This is a genomic window from Streptomyces sp. CBMA156, from assembly GCF_014596515.1.
GTDB lineage: Bacteria > Actinomycetota > Actinomycetes > Streptomycetales > Streptomycetaceae > Kitasatospora.
Genome location: NZ_MSJQ01000314.1, coordinates 1 through 15,431 on the forward strand (window position 1 = coordinate 1; position 15,431 = coordinate 15,431).

The 15,431-nt window shown below is 71.6% G+C and carries 17 protein-coding genes and 1 pseudogene; 7 read left to right on the forward strand and 11 right to left on the reverse strand.

Translation table 11 applies throughout. The features are described 5' to 3' along the window. Positions 1-290 precede the first annotated feature (290 nt). The gene (locus tag BU198_RS27105; RefSeq protein WP_188299504.1) at positions 291-704 is read right to left on the reverse strand and encodes a RidA family protein; all 414 of its coding nucleotides are present in this window, start codon (positions 702-704) and stop codon (positions 291-293) included. A 224-nt stretch (positions 705-928) separates the two neighbouring features. Between BU198_RS27105 and BU198_RS27110 the strand changes: the two genes are divergently transcribed. Further along, the gene (locus BU198_RS27110) at positions 929-1,561 is read left to right on the forward strand and encodes a C40 family peptidase (protein WP_188299505.1); all 633 of its coding nucleotides are present in this window, start codon (positions 929-931) and stop codon (positions 1,559-1,561) included. A 27-nt stretch (positions 1,562-1,588) separates the two neighbouring features. Here BU198_RS27110 and BU198_RS27115 read toward each other — a convergent pair whose 3' ends face one another. Further along, on the reverse strand, positions 1,589-2,065 hold the full coding sequence (locus BU198_RS27115; RefSeq protein ID WP_188299506.1) for a MarR family winged helix-turn-helix transcriptional regulator: 477 nt from the start codon (positions 2,063-2,065) through the stop codon (positions 1,589-1,591). Between the two features lie 93 nt (positions 2,066-2,158). Between BU198_RS27115 and BU198_RS27120 the strand changes: the two genes are divergently transcribed. After that, positions 2,159-2,569: a VOC family protein gene (locus BU198_RS27120; protein WP_188299507.1), complete on the forward strand. Its 411-nt coding sequence runs from the start codon at positions 2,159-2,161 to the stop codon at positions 2,567-2,569. 75 nt (positions 2,570-2,644) lie between these two features. On the opposite strand, the gene BU198_RS27125 is transcribed toward BU198_RS27120, so the two are convergent. The 7 genes from BU198_RS27125 to BU198_RS27155 form a co-directional block, all read right to left on the reverse strand. Continuing rightward, a complete protein-coding gene (locus BU198_RS27125) occupies positions 2,645-2,926 on the reverse strand; it encodes a hypothetical protein (protein ID WP_188299508.1) in 282 nt (93 codons plus the stop codon). Between the two features lie 108 nt (positions 2,927-3,034). Then, on the reverse strand, positions 3,035-4,387 hold the full coding sequence (thrS, locus tag BU198_RS27130; RefSeq protein ID WP_188299509.1) for a threonine--tRNA ligase: 1,353 nt from the start codon (positions 4,385-4,387) through the stop codon (positions 3,035-3,037). A gap of 245 nt (positions 4,388-4,632) precedes the next feature. Beyond that, entirely contained in the window at positions 4,633-5,370 is a 738-nt protein-coding gene (locus tag BU198_RS27135) for a leucine-rich repeat domain-containing protein (RefSeq protein WP_188299510.1), read from the reverse strand. Further along, entirely contained in the window at positions 5,367-5,630 is a 264-nt protein-coding gene (locus BU198_RS27140) for a hypothetical protein (protein ID WP_188299511.1), read from the reverse strand. Before BU198_RS27140 ends, BU198_RS27135 begins: the two co-directional genes overlap by 4 nt. A gap of 105 nt (positions 5,631-5,735) precedes the next feature. Beyond that, complete coding sequence (locus tag BU198_RS27145) at positions 5,736-6,527, reverse strand: hypothetical protein (protein WP_223244996.1); 792 nt, start codon at positions 6,525-6,527, stop codon at positions 5,736-5,738. A 216-nt stretch (positions 6,528-6,743) separates the two neighbouring features. Then, the gene (locus BU198_RS27150; RefSeq protein ID WP_188299512.1) at positions 6,744-7,952 is read right to left on the reverse strand and encodes a serine hydrolase domain-containing protein; all 1,209 of its coding nucleotides are present in this window, start codon (positions 7,950-7,952) and stop codon (positions 6,744-6,746) included. 225 nt (positions 7,953-8,177) lie between these two features. Further along, positions 8,178-8,726, reverse strand: a complete 549-nt coding sequence (locus tag BU198_RS27155) for a carboxymuconolactone decarboxylase family protein (RefSeq protein ID WP_188299513.1) — start codon at positions 8,724-8,726, stop codon at positions 8,178-8,180. A 50-nt stretch (positions 8,727-8,776) separates the two neighbouring features. Here BU198_RS27155 and BU198_RS27160 point away from each other — a divergent pair, with 50 nt between their 5' ends. The 4 genes and pseudogenes from BU198_RS27160 (at position 8,777) to BU198_RS27175 (ending at position 12,211) form a co-directional block, all read left to right on the forward strand. Then, on the forward strand, positions 8,777-9,730 hold the full coding sequence (locus tag BU198_RS27160) for a pirin family protein (protein ID WP_317620340.1): 954 nt from the start codon (positions 8,777-8,779) through the stop codon (positions 9,728-9,730). Between the two features lie 307 nt (positions 9,731-10,037). Continuing rightward, positions 10,038-11,008, forward strand: a pseudogene (locus BU198_RS27165) (NAD(P)-dependent oxidoreductase). A gap of 237 nt (positions 11,009-11,245) precedes the next feature. Continuing rightward, the gene (locus BU198_RS27170) at positions 11,246-11,785 is read left to right on the forward strand and encodes a winged helix-turn-helix domain-containing protein (RefSeq protein ID WP_188299514.1); all 540 of its coding nucleotides are present in this window, start codon (positions 11,246-11,248) and stop codon (positions 11,783-11,785) included. Between the two features lie 246 nt (positions 11,786-12,031). Continuing rightward, positions 12,032-12,211, forward strand: coding sequence for a transposase (locus BU198_RS27175; RefSeq protein ID WP_317620341.1), 180 nt, complete (start codon positions 12,032-12,034; stop codon positions 12,209-12,211). Here the strand turns inward: BU198_RS27175 and BU198_RS27180 are convergent. After that, positions 12,168-13,115 (reverse strand): IS630 family transposase, encoded by a 948-nt coding sequence (locus BU198_RS27180; RefSeq protein WP_223244998.1) that lies wholly within the window; start codon positions 13,113-13,115, stop codon positions 12,168-12,170. The genes BU198_RS27175 and BU198_RS27180 overlap by 44 nt on opposite strands. Positions 13,116-13,242: 127 nt before the next feature. Further along, positions 13,243-13,638, reverse strand: a complete 396-nt coding sequence (locus tag BU198_RS27185; protein WP_188299515.1) for a hypothetical protein — start codon at positions 13,636-13,638, stop codon at positions 13,243-13,245. A 339-nt stretch (positions 13,639-13,977) separates the two neighbouring features. Between BU198_RS27185 and BU198_RS27190 the strand changes: the two genes are divergently transcribed. Further along, entirely contained in the window at positions 13,978-14,994 is a 1,017-nt protein-coding gene (locus BU198_RS27190; protein ID WP_223245002.1) for an ArsR/SmtB family transcription factor, read from the forward strand. Positions 14,995-15,431: the final 437 nt, after the last annotated feature.

Here is a 15,431-nt window from a genome sequence, read left to right on the forward strand (position 1 = left end):
GCCCGTGCCGCCCGCGCCGGTGTCCCCGCCAGGATCGTCGCGGGCGAGTCGGCCGACGACCGGGCCCTGACCCTCAGCGCGCTCGCGGGCGACCCGGCCTCCGCCCGGGAACACGCCGGGACGTGGCTGTTCCGCGCCGGCGCCCGCCTCGCGCACGAGGTGGCGGAGGGCTGAACCCTCGTCGTCCTGCCCGGCCGGCCGGGCAGGACGACGCCGGGCCGCCGAGGTCGGGGGCCGTCGGCCCCTCGCACCACTCCCGTGGCGGTGCCGGACCGGACCGGACTGTCCGGTCAGGCCCGCTCGGGCAGCACGGCCACGGCCTCCACCTCCACCAACTGGTCGTCGTACCCGAGCACCGAGACGCCGAGCAGGGTGCTCGGGGCGTCGTGCTCCCCCATGTAGGAGCGGTAGACGTTCCACACCTTCACCAGGTCCGCCTGGTCACCGGAGGCCACGTAGACGGTGGTCCTGGCGATGTCGGTGAGGGCCGCCCCGCTGTCCTCCAGCACGGTTATCAGGTTCCGCATCACCTGGTGGGCCTGGGCCTCGTAGTCGCCGACCGCGACCGTCCTGCCCTCCTCGTCGAGCGGGCAGGCCCCGGCCAGCCAGAGCGAGCGGGCGGGGGCGTCGACCTCGGCCGCGTAGGCGTAGTCCACCGCCTTGGTCAGGCGCGTGCTGCGGATCAGCTTGACGGCGCTGCTCATGTGGTCTCCTCCGACGGTCCCGGCCGAACGTTCGCGCCCATCGTTGGCCTCTCCTGAACGACCGTCAAACCATTTACCGGCGAACTCCCCTCCGTTTCAAGGTTCCTGGATTCGCGATTCACCGTTGCGGGTGATGGCGGACCCGCCCGCCGGCGCGGAATCCTGGTGCGGACCCACGCACCGCCGCCGTACCGCCACCGCCACCGCCATCTGGAGGCACCGCCATGGAATCCCGACCGCACGGCCCCGACCAGTCCCCCGGAGTCCGCCGGCGCCGCATGCTCGGCCTCGCGCTCGGCGCGGGCCTGGTCCCGGCACTCGGCCCCGCCGCCCAGGCGGCCTCCGACCCCTCGCCCGGCACCGGGACGGCCCGGGTGCTGCCGGCCGCCGCACTGGGCCGCCGGGCCGCCGAGGTGGCCGCGAGCCAGATCGGCGTGCCGTACGCCTGGGGCGGCGGGGACCGGCTGGGTGCGGGCCTCGGCTTCTGCGACGAGGAGAACGGCTGGCTGAACGGCGTGTGCATGGGCGAGAAGACGGTCGGCTTCGACTGCAGCGGCCTGTCGCTCTACTGCTGGTACCGGGCCAGCCACGGCACCGTCGAGCTCGGGCACTACACCGTCGCCCAGTTCAACCTCAGCGCCCCGGTGGAGCGCGACGCGCTCGCCCCGGGCGACCTGCTGTTCTTCTCCCGCCCCGACGCACCCCTGCACCACGTCGGCGTCTACGCCGGCGAGGGCGCGATGATCCACGCCGAGCGCACCGGCACGCTGGTCGCCCGGGTCGAGAACGTGCTCGACATCCCGCGCTGGGCGGGCGAGTTCGCCGGCGCCCGCCGCCCGGGCCCGCCCGCGGCCTGACCCCGTCGCCCGCGTCGGCCCCCTCCGTCACACGCCGCCGCGCCACTCCCCCATCCCGTGGTGCACCCGCAGCAGCAGTTCCTGAAGCACCTGCCGCTGCCCCGCGTCCAGCGGCGCGAGCACTTCGTCCTGCACCGCCCGCGCCAGCGCGTCCAGTTCGGCCAGCAGCGCCCGTCCGTCGTCGGTGACGGAGACCGACACCCGCCGCCGGTCGGCCTGGTCCCGGACCCGCTCGACGTACCCGGCGGCGGCGAGCCGGTCGGCGACCTTGGCCAGGTCGCTCGGGTCGATGGCGAGGCGCCGCACCAGGTCCCGCTGGGCCTGCGGGCCGAAGTCGGCGAGCGCGGCCAGCACCGCCATGTCCCAGAGCCGCAGGCCGCGTTCGGCCAGTCGTTCGGCGAGCCGGCCGCGCGCCGCCCTGCCGACCCGGGAGAGCAGGTAGGTGCTGAGGTCCAGCAGGGTCGGTGGGAGTCCGTCTGCGGGGTGCGGGTTCTCGGAGGCCATGGCGGCAGTCTAGGGACTTTCCCTATAGTGGGTTTCGACCCACTAATTCGGAACCGAACACCGAAGACCCGCCCCCCTGCCAGGAGTTCGCCCGTGGATGCCCTGTACCCCCGTCTGCTCGTCACCCGCTTCGCCGAGTGCTTCGGCTTCTACCGCGCGATACTCCCGCCGCTCACCGGCGCCGCCCTGGTCAAGGGCACTCCCGACGGCCCGTACGCCAACTGGGACATCGCCGACCAGACCCTCCTGGTCCTCTACGACCGCTCGGCGATGGCCGCCGCCCTCGGCACCACCGGGCTGCCCGTCCGCCCCGCCGCACCCGCGCAGGACACCGCGATGCTGGTCTTCCGGGTGGACGACGTGGACGCCGCCCTCGACCTCTGCCTGCGCCACGGCGGCACCCTGGCGGCACCCGCGGCCGACCGCCCGGAGTGGGGCCCCAACCTGCGCAGCGCCCATCTGCGCGACCCGGACGGCCACCTGGTCGAGCTCCAGTCCTACTGACCGGCGCGCGCCGCACGGGCTTGTGCCGTGTGCGCCGCGCGCCGTCAGGCGAGCAGGCACGGGACGCCCGCCCGGTCACCCCTCCGGAGAGGAGGGCCCGAAGGCACCGAACCCGCCCTCGCCCCGGGCGAGCACGGCGGCCCCGAAGTCCGAGGAACAGGCCCGCCCGAGGGTCTGCGAGGCGGCGTCGGCCCCCGGGACGTGCCCGAGCACGGCGGCGCAGTACTGGACGGCGGGGACGGGCAGCGGACGGAGTTCGGCGGCGGAGGCCGAGGCCGCCGGGGTGACGGCCACCACCCCGGCGAGGGCGAGACAGCCGGCCAGAACGGGAGCGGCGAGGCCGCGTGGGATACGCATCGGGGTACCTCCGTACGGGTGGGGACAGCGGCGGCCGCGGACTCGGCCGCCCGGCCCATTCGACGGGCGGCCGACGCCCACGGGCCGGGCGACACTCCGCGCGCCGCACTAGTCGTACGTACGCCACCGGCGCGGCGGCCGGCCCCGCAGCAGGTCGTCCGTACAGTGGCGACCCGCCCCGCACGGGAGCGCCGCCACCGGTTCAGCACCCGCCGCCTCCGCCCACAGCTCCGCCTCGCACGCCGCCACCAGCGCGCCGAGCCGTGCCCACGCCTCCTCGGCCGGCAGCGGCTCCAGCCGACGGCCGTCCCGCAGGCGCAGCGCGACCCGGTCGTCCACGACCTCCCTGGCCCCGATCACCGCCTGGTACGGCACCAGCCTGGCCTCGCGGACGCGGGCGCCGAGACTGCCGTGCTCGGGCCCGGCGACCTCGGCGCGCAGTCCGAGGTCCAGGCAGCGCTGCCGGAGCCGTACGGCCTGCGGCACTTCCGCGTCGGAGATCGGCAGCAGCACCACCTGGACGGGCGCCAGCCAGGCCGGGAACGCGCCGCCGTACAGCTCGATCAGGTGGGCGACCACCCGCTCGACGCTGCCGATCACGCTGCGGTGCACCATCACCGGGCGGTGCCTGGCGCCGTCCGCGCCGATGTAGTGCAGGTTGAACCGCTCGGGCTGGTGGAAGTCGATCTGCACGGTGGAGAGGGTGAACTCGCGCCCGGCGCCGTCGGCGATCTGCACGTCGATCTTGGGACCGTAGAACGCGGCCTCGCCCTCCGCCGCCTCGAACGGCACCCCGGAGCGTTCCAGCACCTCGGTGAGCAGCGCGACGGCGCGCTCCCAGAGCGCCGGGTCGGCCACGTACTTGCCGCCGGCGCCGGGCAGCGAGAGCCGGTAGCGGACGGGCACGACGCCGAGCACCCGGTGCGCCTCGCGGATCAGCTCCAGGGCGGCGACGGCCTCGTCGGCCGCCTGCTCCGGGGTGCAGAACACGTGGGCGTCGTTCAGCTGGATCGCCCGGACCCTGGTCAGCCCGCCCAGCACCCCGGACAGTTCGGAGCGGTACATGCCGCCCAACTCGGCCATCCGCAGGGGTAGCTCCCGGTAGCTGTGGGGGCGGGAGCGGTAGATCAGCGCGTGGTGCGGACAGAGGCTGGGGCGCAGCACCATCTCCTCGGAGCCGAGCTCCATGGGTGGGAACATGTCGTCGCGGTAGTGCGCCCAGTGGCCGGAGATCTCGTACAGCTCGCGCTTGCCGAGCACCGGGGAGTAGACGTGGCGGTAGCCGGCCCGGCGCTCGCGGCCGCGTATGAACTCCTCCAGGGAGTGCCGGATCGCGGCGCCGTCGGGGAGCCAGTACGGCAGGCCGGAGCCCATCAGCGGGTCGGTGTCGAAGAGGTCGAGTTCGCGGCCAAGCCTGCGGTGGTCGTGCGCGGGGTGGCCGTTCGAGGGCTGGTCGGGCATGAGGGCGGTCTCCACTCGGGTCTGCGGGCGAGTGGGTCCGGGAAACGGCGAAGCCCCGGGGCACTCGCCCCGGGGCTTCGGACTAGGTCAGCAGTCAGCGCGCCGGGACTCTCTCCGGCGTCGTCGTGGCGAGTGCAGCGCGCTTCATGCGTTCCACGGTAGCAGTTCCGCGGTGGAGGCGTTGATCCTTTCCGGACCTGGGCCCTGCGCGCGGCTCCCAGGAGGGCGACGGACCGGCGGCCGGCTCAGAACAGCGTGACGCACCCGCGCGCGGCCAGTGCCGTCAGCAGCCCTGCGGAGGGACACACCTCGTTCCACCGCAGGTCCAGCTTCTCCAACACGGGCAGCGTGCCCGGATCGGCCAGCCAGTCGGGCAGTTCGGCGATCCGGTTGCCGCGCAGGTCGAGGCGGCGCAGCCGGGGAAGCCCGGCGAGCGCGGCGGGGAGTTCGGTGAGGGCGTTCTCCCTGAGCTCCAGCTCGCGCAGCTCGGCGAGCCGCCCGACGGAGTCCGGCAGTCCGGTCAACTCGTTGCCGCGCAGCCACAGTTCGCGCAGCGATGCGCCGAGCCCGCCGATCGAGTCCGGGAGGGCGGTGAGCCGGTTGTGCTGCGCGCGCAGCTCGACCAGCGAGGTCAACGATCCGATGGCCTCGGGAAGTTCGCCGATCCGGTTCTCGCCCACGTTGAGGTAGCGCAGCGCGGTGAGCCGCCCGAGCGCCTCGGGCAGGGCGGTCAGCTCGTTGTCGTGCAGGTAGAGGAAGTCGCCGAGCCCGGTGAGGCCGAAGAGCTCGGCGGGCAGTTCGGCGAGCCGATTGTGCCCCAGGTCGAGGGTGCGCAGGCTCGTCAACCGGCCGATGCCGGGAGGGAGTTCACGGATGCCGGTGTCCGCGAGGATGAGCACGGTCAGCCCGGTGCGGTCCCACACCCCGGCCGGGACCGCGTCGAGCGGCTGCCGCCAGAGGTTGAGCGTCACGTCCGCCGTCACTGCGCCTCCACCTCGTCCCGGCCGATGCGGTACTCGGCCAGCCGGCGGCCGTACCACCGGTCGGTCAGCCCGGTGCCGGTCATCCCGAGGCGCCGGCAGACCGCCGCCGACCGGGTGTTGTCGGGGTTCAGCACGGCCCGGATCTCCGTCAGGCCGTCCGCGAAGCCGAACGCGCGAGCCTGGTCAGCCGTGGTCCAGTGCCGCACCACCAGCCGCTCGGTGGTCAGCACCGCCTCCGCGCCCCGTTCCGTTTCCGCCATGCCGCGCGCCCCTTCCCCGTCTCCGTAAGCCGTCTCCTGATCACCGTACGCAGCCGGGGCCGCCGGACGGAACTCCGGAGCGCAGACCGCCCCTGTTCACCGGGCTCAGGTCGCGGGCGGCAGGTAGCGCTCCGCCGCGAGCTTGGCCACCGTCCGGAGCCTGGCGAAGTAGGCGGCGCAGTACTCCTCGTTGATCAGGGGTACGACCCTGTCGAGGTAGGCGATGAGCGACCAGAGGATCGCGACGCCGCTGTCGTCGAGCCCACCGTTCAACTCCCGCGAGAGGAGGCCCGCGAGGTTGTTCTCCACTATGTGCAGCGGCATGTCCCCGATGTCCTCCACGACGAAGCTCTCGGGGAACGGCGCGTTGCGGCATTCCTCCCACAGCCGGGCGATCCGGTCCGTGGCCGAGACCCCTCCCCCGTCGGGCGCGTCCGCGGGCGGAAGCGGACCGAGGAGCGCGGCCACGGCGTCGAAGACGGCACGGGTCAGCCGGACGGCCCGCTGCGGGCTGACGGTACCGCTCGTCACCGAGCCGCGCGCGACCTCGTCGCGGATCCGCAGAGCGCGGTCGAGTTCGGCGGCCACCCCGCCGTCGAGGATCCCACGAGTGACGGCCCGCCCGATCAGTTCCCCCGTCGGCGCATCGACGGCCAGCCGCTCGGCGAGGACCTGCTCCAGGGCGTACAGCGCGTGGGTGACGGCCACGGTGGCGAACTCGTACCGCTGGTAGGAATACCGGATGAGCTCCCGGGAGGTCTCCAGCGCGCTCATGACGGCCATCGACGCCCCGGCGGGCAGCTGCAATCCGGCGATCACGTCCTGCATACCGGGAAAGTCGGGGGCGACGCCCCAGGAACGCGGGTCCAGTACGGGCTCCAGCCCCGAGGTGTTCACCGGTGCAGTATCACCACCGGGCGAGACCGGTGCCACAGGTTTTCGGTCGGGTGCTCGGCGCCGGGCCGCATCCGGGCGCCCGGGTGCCGCTGAGCTGCGCCGGTCCGGGGACGGCGCAGCTCAGCTGGTCAACGGCCCGGTCCCGCGACCGGCCCCTCGGCCCGGTTCTCAAGCGGCCCGGCACCGATCACCGGCTTCGCGATCACCGGTCACCGGTCACCGGTCACCGCAGAAGGTCGCCTCCAGGAAAGCCCCCTCCGCCCCGATCTGCGCACCCATCTCCTGTGGCGTGCCGCGCATCGTGACGGATATCGCGACCTGCCGGTCACCCGAGCTCCACAGCTGCGTGGCATAGCCGGACACCCCGCCGTCGTGCCCGACGATCGGACCGCAGGACAGCTGCCCCTTGGCCAGCCCCAGCCCGTAACTCAGGCCCGTCGGCTGCCCGTTGACCTCGATCGGGATCGTCGTGGTCATCTCCCGCAGCAGCTCCGGCTTGAGCAGCCTGCCGCCCAGCAGGGCCTGCTCGAAGCGGTTCAGGTCGCTCAGGGTCGAGATCAGCTCGCCCGCGGAGTTCGCCCAGGAGACGCTCGCCTCGGTGACGTCCCGGTCACTGACGTCCTGCGGCCCCGGGCCCTCGACCACCGTCATGTAGCCGTGCGCGTGCTGGCCGCGAATGCCGGTCGCGGTGCCGGGGAAGTACGTCGACTCCAGGCCGAGCGGGCGCAGGATGCGCGCGGTGATCTCCTGCGCGTAGCCGTGCCCGGTGACCTTCTCGATGATCATGCCGAGCAGCGTGTAGTTGACGTTGGAGTAGCCGAACGTGCTGCCCGGCGGGAAGTTGGGCGCGTGGGCCACCGAGGCGGCCACCACCTGGGCCGGGGTGATGGTGCGGGTCATGCCGCCCTGGTCCAGCCAGTTCCGGATCGCCGCCGGGTCCTGCTGGTCGGGGAAGAGCCCGCCCTTCTCGTTGGTCGAGTCCCAGAGGCCGGAGCTGTGGTTGAGCAGCTGGCGGACGGTGATCCGCGCACCGTCCGGGACGAGGCCGGGCAGGTAGCGCTCGACCGGCTCGTCCAGGCCGATCCGGTGCTCCCCCACCAGCTGGAGCACGGTGGTGGCGGTGAACGTCTTGGTGACGCTGCCGGCCCGGAAGCGCCCGTCGGTACGGACCGGCGCGTTGGTGGCCAGGTCGGAGACGCCCGACCGTCCGCGCCAGGTGCCCTTCCCGTCCTTGATCTCCGCGATCGCGGCGACCGCGCCGGCCGCGGTGATCGCCCGCAGGCCGGCCGTCCGGCGATCGTCGCCCTTCCCCGGCTTCGCCGCGTCCGCCGACTGAGCCGTGACGACCGGCACAGCCGCGGCCACCGGCGCCGCCAGCGCCAGACAGACCGCCGCCCCCACCAGCACGGAAACCGTACGACGCATCATCATCTCCCCAAGTCCCCCGGCGAGCACCGCCCCGCCTTCGCCGCCAAGCCTCCCGGGCGCCCGGCGATCAGTCATCAGCCGCTGGGAGGAGCCGACGGTCCGTCACCCACCGGAGGGCGTACGCCGAACGAAGGACTCCGCTTGTCGCCCTCGACTACCGGCCCCTTCGCCCTCGACTGCCACTCCCCTTCGCCCACGGCTGCCGGACGGCGTCTCCTCCGGCTACCGGCCCGGGGCCGGGCGGACCGGGTGCTTGCTCAGGATCGACACCCGGTTGAAGGCGTTGATGGCGATCGCCACCCACACCACGGCCGAGATCTCCCCGTCGCTCAGCACTTCGCGCGCCACGCCGTACGCGGCCTCCTGGAGCGCCGCGTCCGCCGGGGAGGTGGTCGCCTCGGCCAGGCCGAGCGCGGCACGCTCGCGGTCGCCGAACACCTCGGTGTCGCGCCAGGCCGGGAGCACACCCAGGCGCTGGCTGGTCTCGCCCTCGCGGATCGCGGCCCTGGTGTGCACGTGCAGGCAGTAGGCGCAGCCGTTGATCTGCGACACGCGCAGGTTGACCAGTTCCACCAGGCGACGGTCCAGCCCGGCCTCGGCCGCGGCCTCGCGCGCCGCCTCGGCGGCGGCCAGCAGCGCCTGGTACGCCTTGGGAGTCTGCTTGTCGATGAACACCCGCCGGTCCGTCGCGACCACCGTCACATCACTCACCTGGGACTCCTCCGTCTGATCACTCCGGGCCGGGCCTGCTGTCACCCGCCACTCTGCCATGGCATGATAGTTGAATCTAGAACTAACTGGAACCTGGGAGGGACCCACCCGTGAGCACCGCCGAGACCGGCCTCGCCGAGACGCCCGCCGCCGACCCGCGGGTGGAGGTCCTACCCGCCAGGGACGTCCCGCTCGGCGGCCCGCGCGCGATGACCGTACGCCGTACGCTGCCGCAGCGCTCCCGCACCATGATCGGCGCCTGGTGCTTCGTCGACCACTACGGGCCCGACGACGTCACGAGCACCGGCGGCATGGACGTCGCCCCGCACCCGCACACCGGGCTGCAGACCGTGAGCTGGCTGTTCACCGGCGAGATCGAGCACCGGGACAGCCTCGGCGTGCACGCCCTCGTCCGGCCGGGCGAGGTCAACCTGATGACCTCCGGCCACGGCATCGCCCACTCCGAGGTCTCCACCCCGGCCACCACCGTCCTGCACGGCGTCCAGCTGTGGGTCGCCCTGCCCGAGGAGCACCGGCACACCGCACGCGACTTCCACCACCACGCGCCCGCCCCGGTCGCCCTCGACGGCGGCGAGGCCCGGGTCTTCCTCGGCACCCTCGCCGGCGACACCTCCCCCGTCCCCACCTTCACCCCGCTGCTCGGCGCCGAACTCCTCCTGCGCCCGAACGCCACCGTCACCCTCGACGTCGACCCCGCCTTCGAACACGGCCTGCTGGTCGACCGCGGCGACATCCTCCTCGCCGGCACCCCGCTACGCCCCGCCGAACTCGGCTACCTCGCCCCCGGCCGCACCACCCTCACCCTCACCAACACCACCGGCACCGACGCCCGGCTCGTCCTCCTCGGCGGCACGCCCTTCGAGGAGCAGATCGTCATGTGGTGGAACTTCATCGGCCGCACCCACGAGGACATCGCCCAGGCCCGCACCGAATGGCAGGCCGCCACCGACCGCTTCGGCGCCGTCCAGGGCTACCCCGGCGACCGCCTCCCCGCCCCCGAGCTCCCCGGCACCCCCCTCAAGCCCCGCGGCCGCACCCGCTGACCCCCGCCCCAACGGCTGCGAGCCTCCAACCCTGCCGCACTCCCTGCCTCGCCCCTCCGCCTTGACCCCTACGAGCCTCTGCCCAACCCGCAGGGCGCTCACCTCGCACGACCTGCGCTTCACGGAGTCGGACCCATCTGTTCCAGCATGCGGCCGGACCGACGCTGACTCCATTCCGACTCCGCTGGCGTGTCGTCAGGCAAATGCGGGCCCCCGACGAGGAACACAGGCACGGCTTTCACTCCGGGGTTCTGGAGCGAGCGGACGAAATCTCGGCGTTCGAGCTGGGGTTGGATAGCGTGACCGGGTGGAGTTCGTCGCGTTCGGGGCGCAGGCCGACGAACGGCCGCTGCTGGAGGAGGCCTTCGTCGGCCGGCACGGAGTGCGCTGCCTGGCCGTGTTCCTCGGCCGCGACACCGCCCCGCTCGCCGCCGGCTACCCCGCCGTCAGCAGCAGCGTCAACGCCGTCCTCGACGCCGGCGGCACCGAACCCGTCGCCCAGCGCTCCACCGGCTTCAACAACATCGACCTCGACGCCGCCGCCGACCTCGGCCTCACCAACGCCCGCATCTCGCACTACAGCCCGTACTCGGTCGCCGAACACACGTGGGCACTGGCCCTCGCCGTCAACCGGCGCCTCGTGCGCGCCGCCGGCCGCTCCCGCGAGTTCGACTTCCGCCTCGACGGCCTCCTCGGCCGGGACATCCACGGCACGACCGTCGGCGTCATCGGCACCGGCAAGATCGGCGAGTGCTTCGCCCGCATCGCCGCAGACCTCGGCACCCACCTCCTCGACTGGGACATCGCCCCAACCCCGAATGCCTCCAACTCGGCATGCACTACACCGAGTTGCCCGAACTCCGCACCCGCGCCGGCCTCATCAGCCTGCAGGTCTCCCTCGTCCCCGGCACCCACCACCTCATCGACACCGCCACTCTCGCCCGGTTGAAGCCCGACGCCATCCTCGTCAACTCCAGCCGCGGCGGCCTGATCGACAGCACCGCCCTCGTCGAGACCCTGCGCACCGGCCGCCTCTCCGGCGTCGGCCTCGACGTCTACGAGGAGGAGACCGGCGTCTTCTTCACCGACCAGTCCATCCAGGGCATCACCGACGACACCCTCGCCCGCCTCGTCACCTTCCCCCAGGTCCTCGTCACCAGCCACCAGGCCTACTTCACCCACACCGCCGTCGGCTAGATCATCGACGCCACCCTCCGCAACATGGACGACTTCGCCGCCGGCCGCACCAACGAGAACACCCTCGTCCCGAAGAGCTGAGCCCGGCAGAACCCGAGCCCCCGCACACCGGCCTCAACCACCGATCGACCCGAGCCCACAAGGCACGAATCTCACGCGCCGAACACCGAACGGATCGAAGCACTGGTCCTTTTCGAGAACCACTTGACCCCCAAGTCAAGGGGTTCAACTACTGAAGTTGAATTCGTGATGTCGCTCGGATGGTGAAGCGGTAGCGTTCGCCTGCCGTTGGAGGATTGGTCCCGGTAGTCGTGTGCTGTGAGGTATGCACAGGGCGGCGGCTTGACCGACGCGGAGAGGACCGCGCGGGAGCGGATCCGACGGCAGGCCGTGGATCGCTTCGAGGGCGGTGAGAAGAATCGGGACATCGCGGCCGCGCTGCGGGTGAGCGTGCGTTCGGTGGCACGCTGGCGCCGGCAGCGGCGCGAGGGCGGCGCGGCAGGAATCGCCTCGAAGGGTTCGCCGGGTCGCCCAAAGCTCTCCGATGCCCAGATCGTGCGGCTGGAGCGGGAGTTGGAGCGTGGGCCGCTTGCCCACGGCTGGGACGACCAGCGGTGGACCTTGGCTCGGGTGAAGACGCTGATCGGCCGGCTGTTCCACGTCTCCTACACCGTGGAGGGCACGTGGGTCCTACTCAAGCGGCACGGCTGGTCCTGGCAGCAGCCGGCCCACCGCGCCATCGAGCGTGATGACGCGGCCGTCGAGTTGTGGAAGAAGGAGACGTGGCCGCGGGCAAAAGCGCCGCGGCGGCCCGCGAGGCCTGGCTTGTCTTCGAGGACGAAGCCGGGCAGTCGATGAGGCCGCCGCGCGCCAGGACCTGGGGCCGGGTCGGCTGCACGCCCGTGGTTCGGATACACGGCCGAGGAGGCGGCCGGGTCTCCATGGCGGGGCTGAGCTGCTACAAACCCGATCAGCGCTCGCGGATGTTCTACAGCTTCCACGTCTACCGGGGCCGCAAAGGGCGAGAAGAAGGGCCTGACCTGGCAGGACTACCGGGACCTGCTCATCCGGGCGCACATCCGGCTCCGCGGTCCAATCGTGCTCGTGTGGGACAACCTGCGTGCCCATCTGACGCCGCCGATGCAGGAGTTCATCAAGGCGAGCAAGGACTGGCTGACCGTCTTCCAACTCCCCTCGTACGCTCCCGACCTCAACCCGCAAGAGGGCATCTGGTCGCTGGTCAAGCGCACCATTGGGACCCGCGGCGGATCATCTGGTCGGTGAGGAAGCCGAACCAGCGTTCCACCTGGTTGATCCACGAGGAGCCGGTCGGGGTGAAGTGCGTGTGGAACCCGGGGTGCTGTGCCAGCCAGGCACGGATGGCCGGGGTTTTGTGGGTGCCGTAGTTGTCGCAGATCAGGTGGATGTCGAGCCCGTCGGGAACCTCTCGGTCGATCTTGACGAGGAACTTCTTGAACTCCGCCACACGGAGCCGGCGGTGCAGCGAGGTGATGACCTTCCCGCTGCCGGTGTCGAACGCGGCGAACAGGGTGGTCAGGCCGTTGCGCACGTAGTCGTGGGTCCGGCGCTCCGGCATGCCCGGCATGCCCGGCATCATGGGCAGGACCGGCTGCGAACGGTCGAGGGCCTGGATCTGCGACTTCTCGTCGACCGACAGCACCACCGCGCCTTCGGGCGGGTCGAAGTACAGGCCGATCACGTCATGGACCTTCTCAACGAAGAGCGGGTCGGTGGACAGCTTGAAGGTGTCGGCCAGATGGGGTTTGAGCTGGAACTTCCGCCAGATCCGTCCGACAGTCGACTTTGAGAGGCCGCTGCGGGCGGCCATCGAGCTCCGGGACCAGTGTGTCGCGTTCTTCGGGATCTCCTCCAGCGTCGCGACGACGACCGCCTCGATCTCGTCGACCGCGATCGTGGGCGGCCGACCAGGCCGGGGTTCGTCCACCAGGCCGTCCAAGCCCTGGGCGAGGAACCGGCGCCGCCACTTGCGGACCGTGTCCGCGGTGATGCCCAACTCCCTTGCCACGCCGACGATCGACGGCACGTCCGGACCTTCACAGGCCAGAACGATCCGGGCCCGCAGAGCCAACGCCTGGGCGGACGAGGCTCTGCGGGCCCACCGCGTCAACGCGGCCCGCTCCTCGTCGGACAGCAGTAACAGCCGCAACGCGGCACCACGACGACGCACCGGGAGATCAGGAGAAGAAGAGCTCACACACAACTAACGACGGATCTCCGGCGCAGGACACTAGACCCCCGCAAGGTGGAGCGGCGGCGGCACACCCGGGTGGCGGTCAGCCGAGGGAGATCGGGTCGGTGCCGAAGGTCCAGAGGTTTCCGGACCTCGCGAAGACCTGGATCGCTGCGCCGCTGCCCTCGCCCGCGATGCCCTCGCACTGGCCGGGCTGAAGGAGGGGGGTGACGTGGCTCGGGCTGGTCACGTTGCGGCCCGTCGTGTCCCTAATCCAGAAGTAGAAACTGTTCGCCGAGCTCTGGTGGTTGCACAGCGTGGCGGAAACCCACGGGTTCTCGATGTAGGTGTTCCAGCCCGTGATCTCCACGCCGTGCGCGGAGTTGGAGTCGACGCCGGTTGCGGCGGACGCGCTTCCCGACTCGAGCCCCAGCCCCGCGACGGTCAACGCGGTCACTGCGGCGAGCGAGGCGACTCGGCGCCCCAGCTTGAACTTCATGGCTTCCCCTTCGATTCGGACGGGACGAGTAATCCTTTGCGAGCCGACCGCGCCACCGATCAGACCAACTACGGTGTGGTGGCGGAATCTCAGTTGGCCGGTCGCAGCCCGGTGGTATCCGGGTGCGTGACCAACGCTGGCAGGCGCCCAGGGGCGTCTGGAAGTCTTTACCGCCTGGACTTAATAACGACACTCGCCACCAAACCGGGCAACTGCATGTCATGATCATGATGCGAGGTCGCCGTTGGGGGGGAAGTCCGCACGAGGACAGCCCTTCCCAGCGCGGCCCGGGACGTGACGGTTGGACACGGCGGGGGTTTGCCGGGGACAGGGGGTGTGATGCTGCGTCTGTATTTCACGGCGGAGGACCTCGTGAAGGTCCGGGTGTGGGTGCTGGGGCCGTTGGCCGAGACGCAGTGGAGCCTGCGGATCCTGAGACAACGGACACCGAACGCGTCCCTGTACGCAGGCTGGCGCACGCGTGTACTGCGGCGGGCGCCGCCGACCGCCGCCTCACTGGCGCAATTCCTGGCGCCACACAACGGCGGCGCCACCGACCTGTTCACCCTGGCTGGCAGGGTGGACACTCTGGATGTGGCGCTGGAGCAGCTACGGTCCCTTCCCATCGAACGCCTGCACGGGGAGTTCGCCGCGATCCCGGGCATCGCCCGGCGGATGCCGCCCTGGCTGAGGCCCGCCGTCACCGGGGACCGCCGCGCCCGGGAGGACTTCCTCGGCGCGCTCCAGCAATGCCACGACGCGTTCATCGGCCCGGTCTGGCCGAGACTACGCCTGCACCTGGAAGCCGAGTGCATGGCGGGCGCACGCAAGGCCATCGAGGGCGGAGTCGACAAACTGCTCCGCGAGCTGCATCCCCTGCTGGTCTGGAATCCCCCAGTGCTGGAACTGCCCACCTACAAGCCCTGGATCAGCCGGACCACCGACGTCCACCTGGACGGCCGCGGCCTGATCCTCGCGCCCTCCCTGTTCTGCCCCACCGAACCGCAGATCTTCACCCCCTCACAGGACGACGCGGCGCCGATCCTGATGTATCGAGCCCGCCAAGACGCGGCCGCCGTCAGCTCGATCCTGGCACCCCCAGACGCAGGCGCATCGGCCGCACTCACCGCGCTGCTGGGGCGAACCCGCGCCACCGTCCTCGCGGAGCTGGCCGTCACCGCCAACACCACCATGCTCGCCCAACGACTCGGCGTCACAAGCGCAGCGGTCAGTCAGCACCTCAGCATGCTCCGCAGCGCAGGGCTCGTCGCCTCCCGCCGCGACGGGAACAAGGTCTGGCACACCCTCACCGCGCTGGGCCTATCCCTCCTCCAAAGACACACTCCAACGCCTTGACGATGACGCAGGAGCGTGAACCTCGACGAGCCGGCCTGTGACCTGGAGTGCTTGATGCCTCGCGGACTCTACTCTCCGCACACGGATACCGATGCCCCAAGCAGAGGGCGCTGCGGTCCCCGGGAAGCGAACGACAGGCCGGCGCCGCCGGAGCTGTCCCACTCCCCTGCCAGCCGATCCCATCGACATGTATGCCGCGAACTGCCATGCCCAGCGACGTCGCAGTCCAGCCCAGCCCAGCCGCCGGAAGATCACCCGACCGATTCGACGCCCTCGAACCCACAACCACGAAGTTCAATAGAGTACCGGCCAGTTAGGCCTCAGAGGATGCCCGGAACGGCCACAACAACGGCACCCTGTTCGACCAGCACCACCAGGAGCAGACCCCGGGCACGACGAAGGCCCTGACCGTGACAGCCCTCACCGTTCTCAGCGCC

Excerpts from the sequence above, each read along its gene's own strand:
- BU198_RS27105 (WP_188299504.1), bottom strand. The coding sequence starts at position 704 with ATGAGCAGCGCCGTCAAGCTGATCCGCAGCACGCGCCTGACCAAGGCG.
- BU198_RS27110 (WP_188299505.1), top strand. The coding sequence starts at position 929 with ATGGAATCCCGACCGCACGGCCCCGACCAGTCCCCCGGAGTCCGCCGG.
- BU198_RS27115 (WP_188299506.1), bottom strand. The coding sequence starts at position 2,065 with ATGGCCTCCGAGAACCCGCACCCCGCAGACGGACTCCCACCGACCCTG.
- BU198_RS27125 (WP_188299508.1), bottom strand. The coding sequence starts at position 2,926 with ATGCGTATCCCACGCGGCCTCGCCGCTCCCGTTCTGGCCGGCTGTCTC.
- thrS (WP_188299509.1), bottom strand. The coding sequence starts at position 4,387 with ATGCCCGACCAGCCCTCGAACGGCCACCCCGCGCACGACCACCGCAGG.
- BU198_RS27140 (WP_188299511.1), bottom strand. The coding sequence starts at position 5,630 with ATGGCGGAAACGGAACGGGGCGCGGAGGCGGTGCTGACCACCGAGCGG.
- BU198_RS27150 (WP_188299512.1), bottom strand. The coding sequence starts at position 7,952 with ATGCGTCGTACGGTTTCCGTGCTGGTGGGGGCGGCGGTCTGTCTGGCG.
- BU198_RS27155 (WP_188299513.1), bottom strand. The coding sequence starts at position 8,726 with ATGGCAGAGTGGCGGGTGACAGCAGGCCCGGCCCGGAGTGATCAGACG.
- BU198_RS27185 (WP_188299515.1), bottom strand. The coding sequence starts at position 13,638 with ATGAAGTTCAAGCTGGGGCGCCGAGTCGCCTCGCTCGCCGCAGTGACC.
- BU198_RS27190 (WP_223245002.1), top strand. The coding sequence starts at position 13,978 with ATGCTGCGTCTGTATTTCACGGCGGAGGACCTCGTGAAGGTCCGGGTG.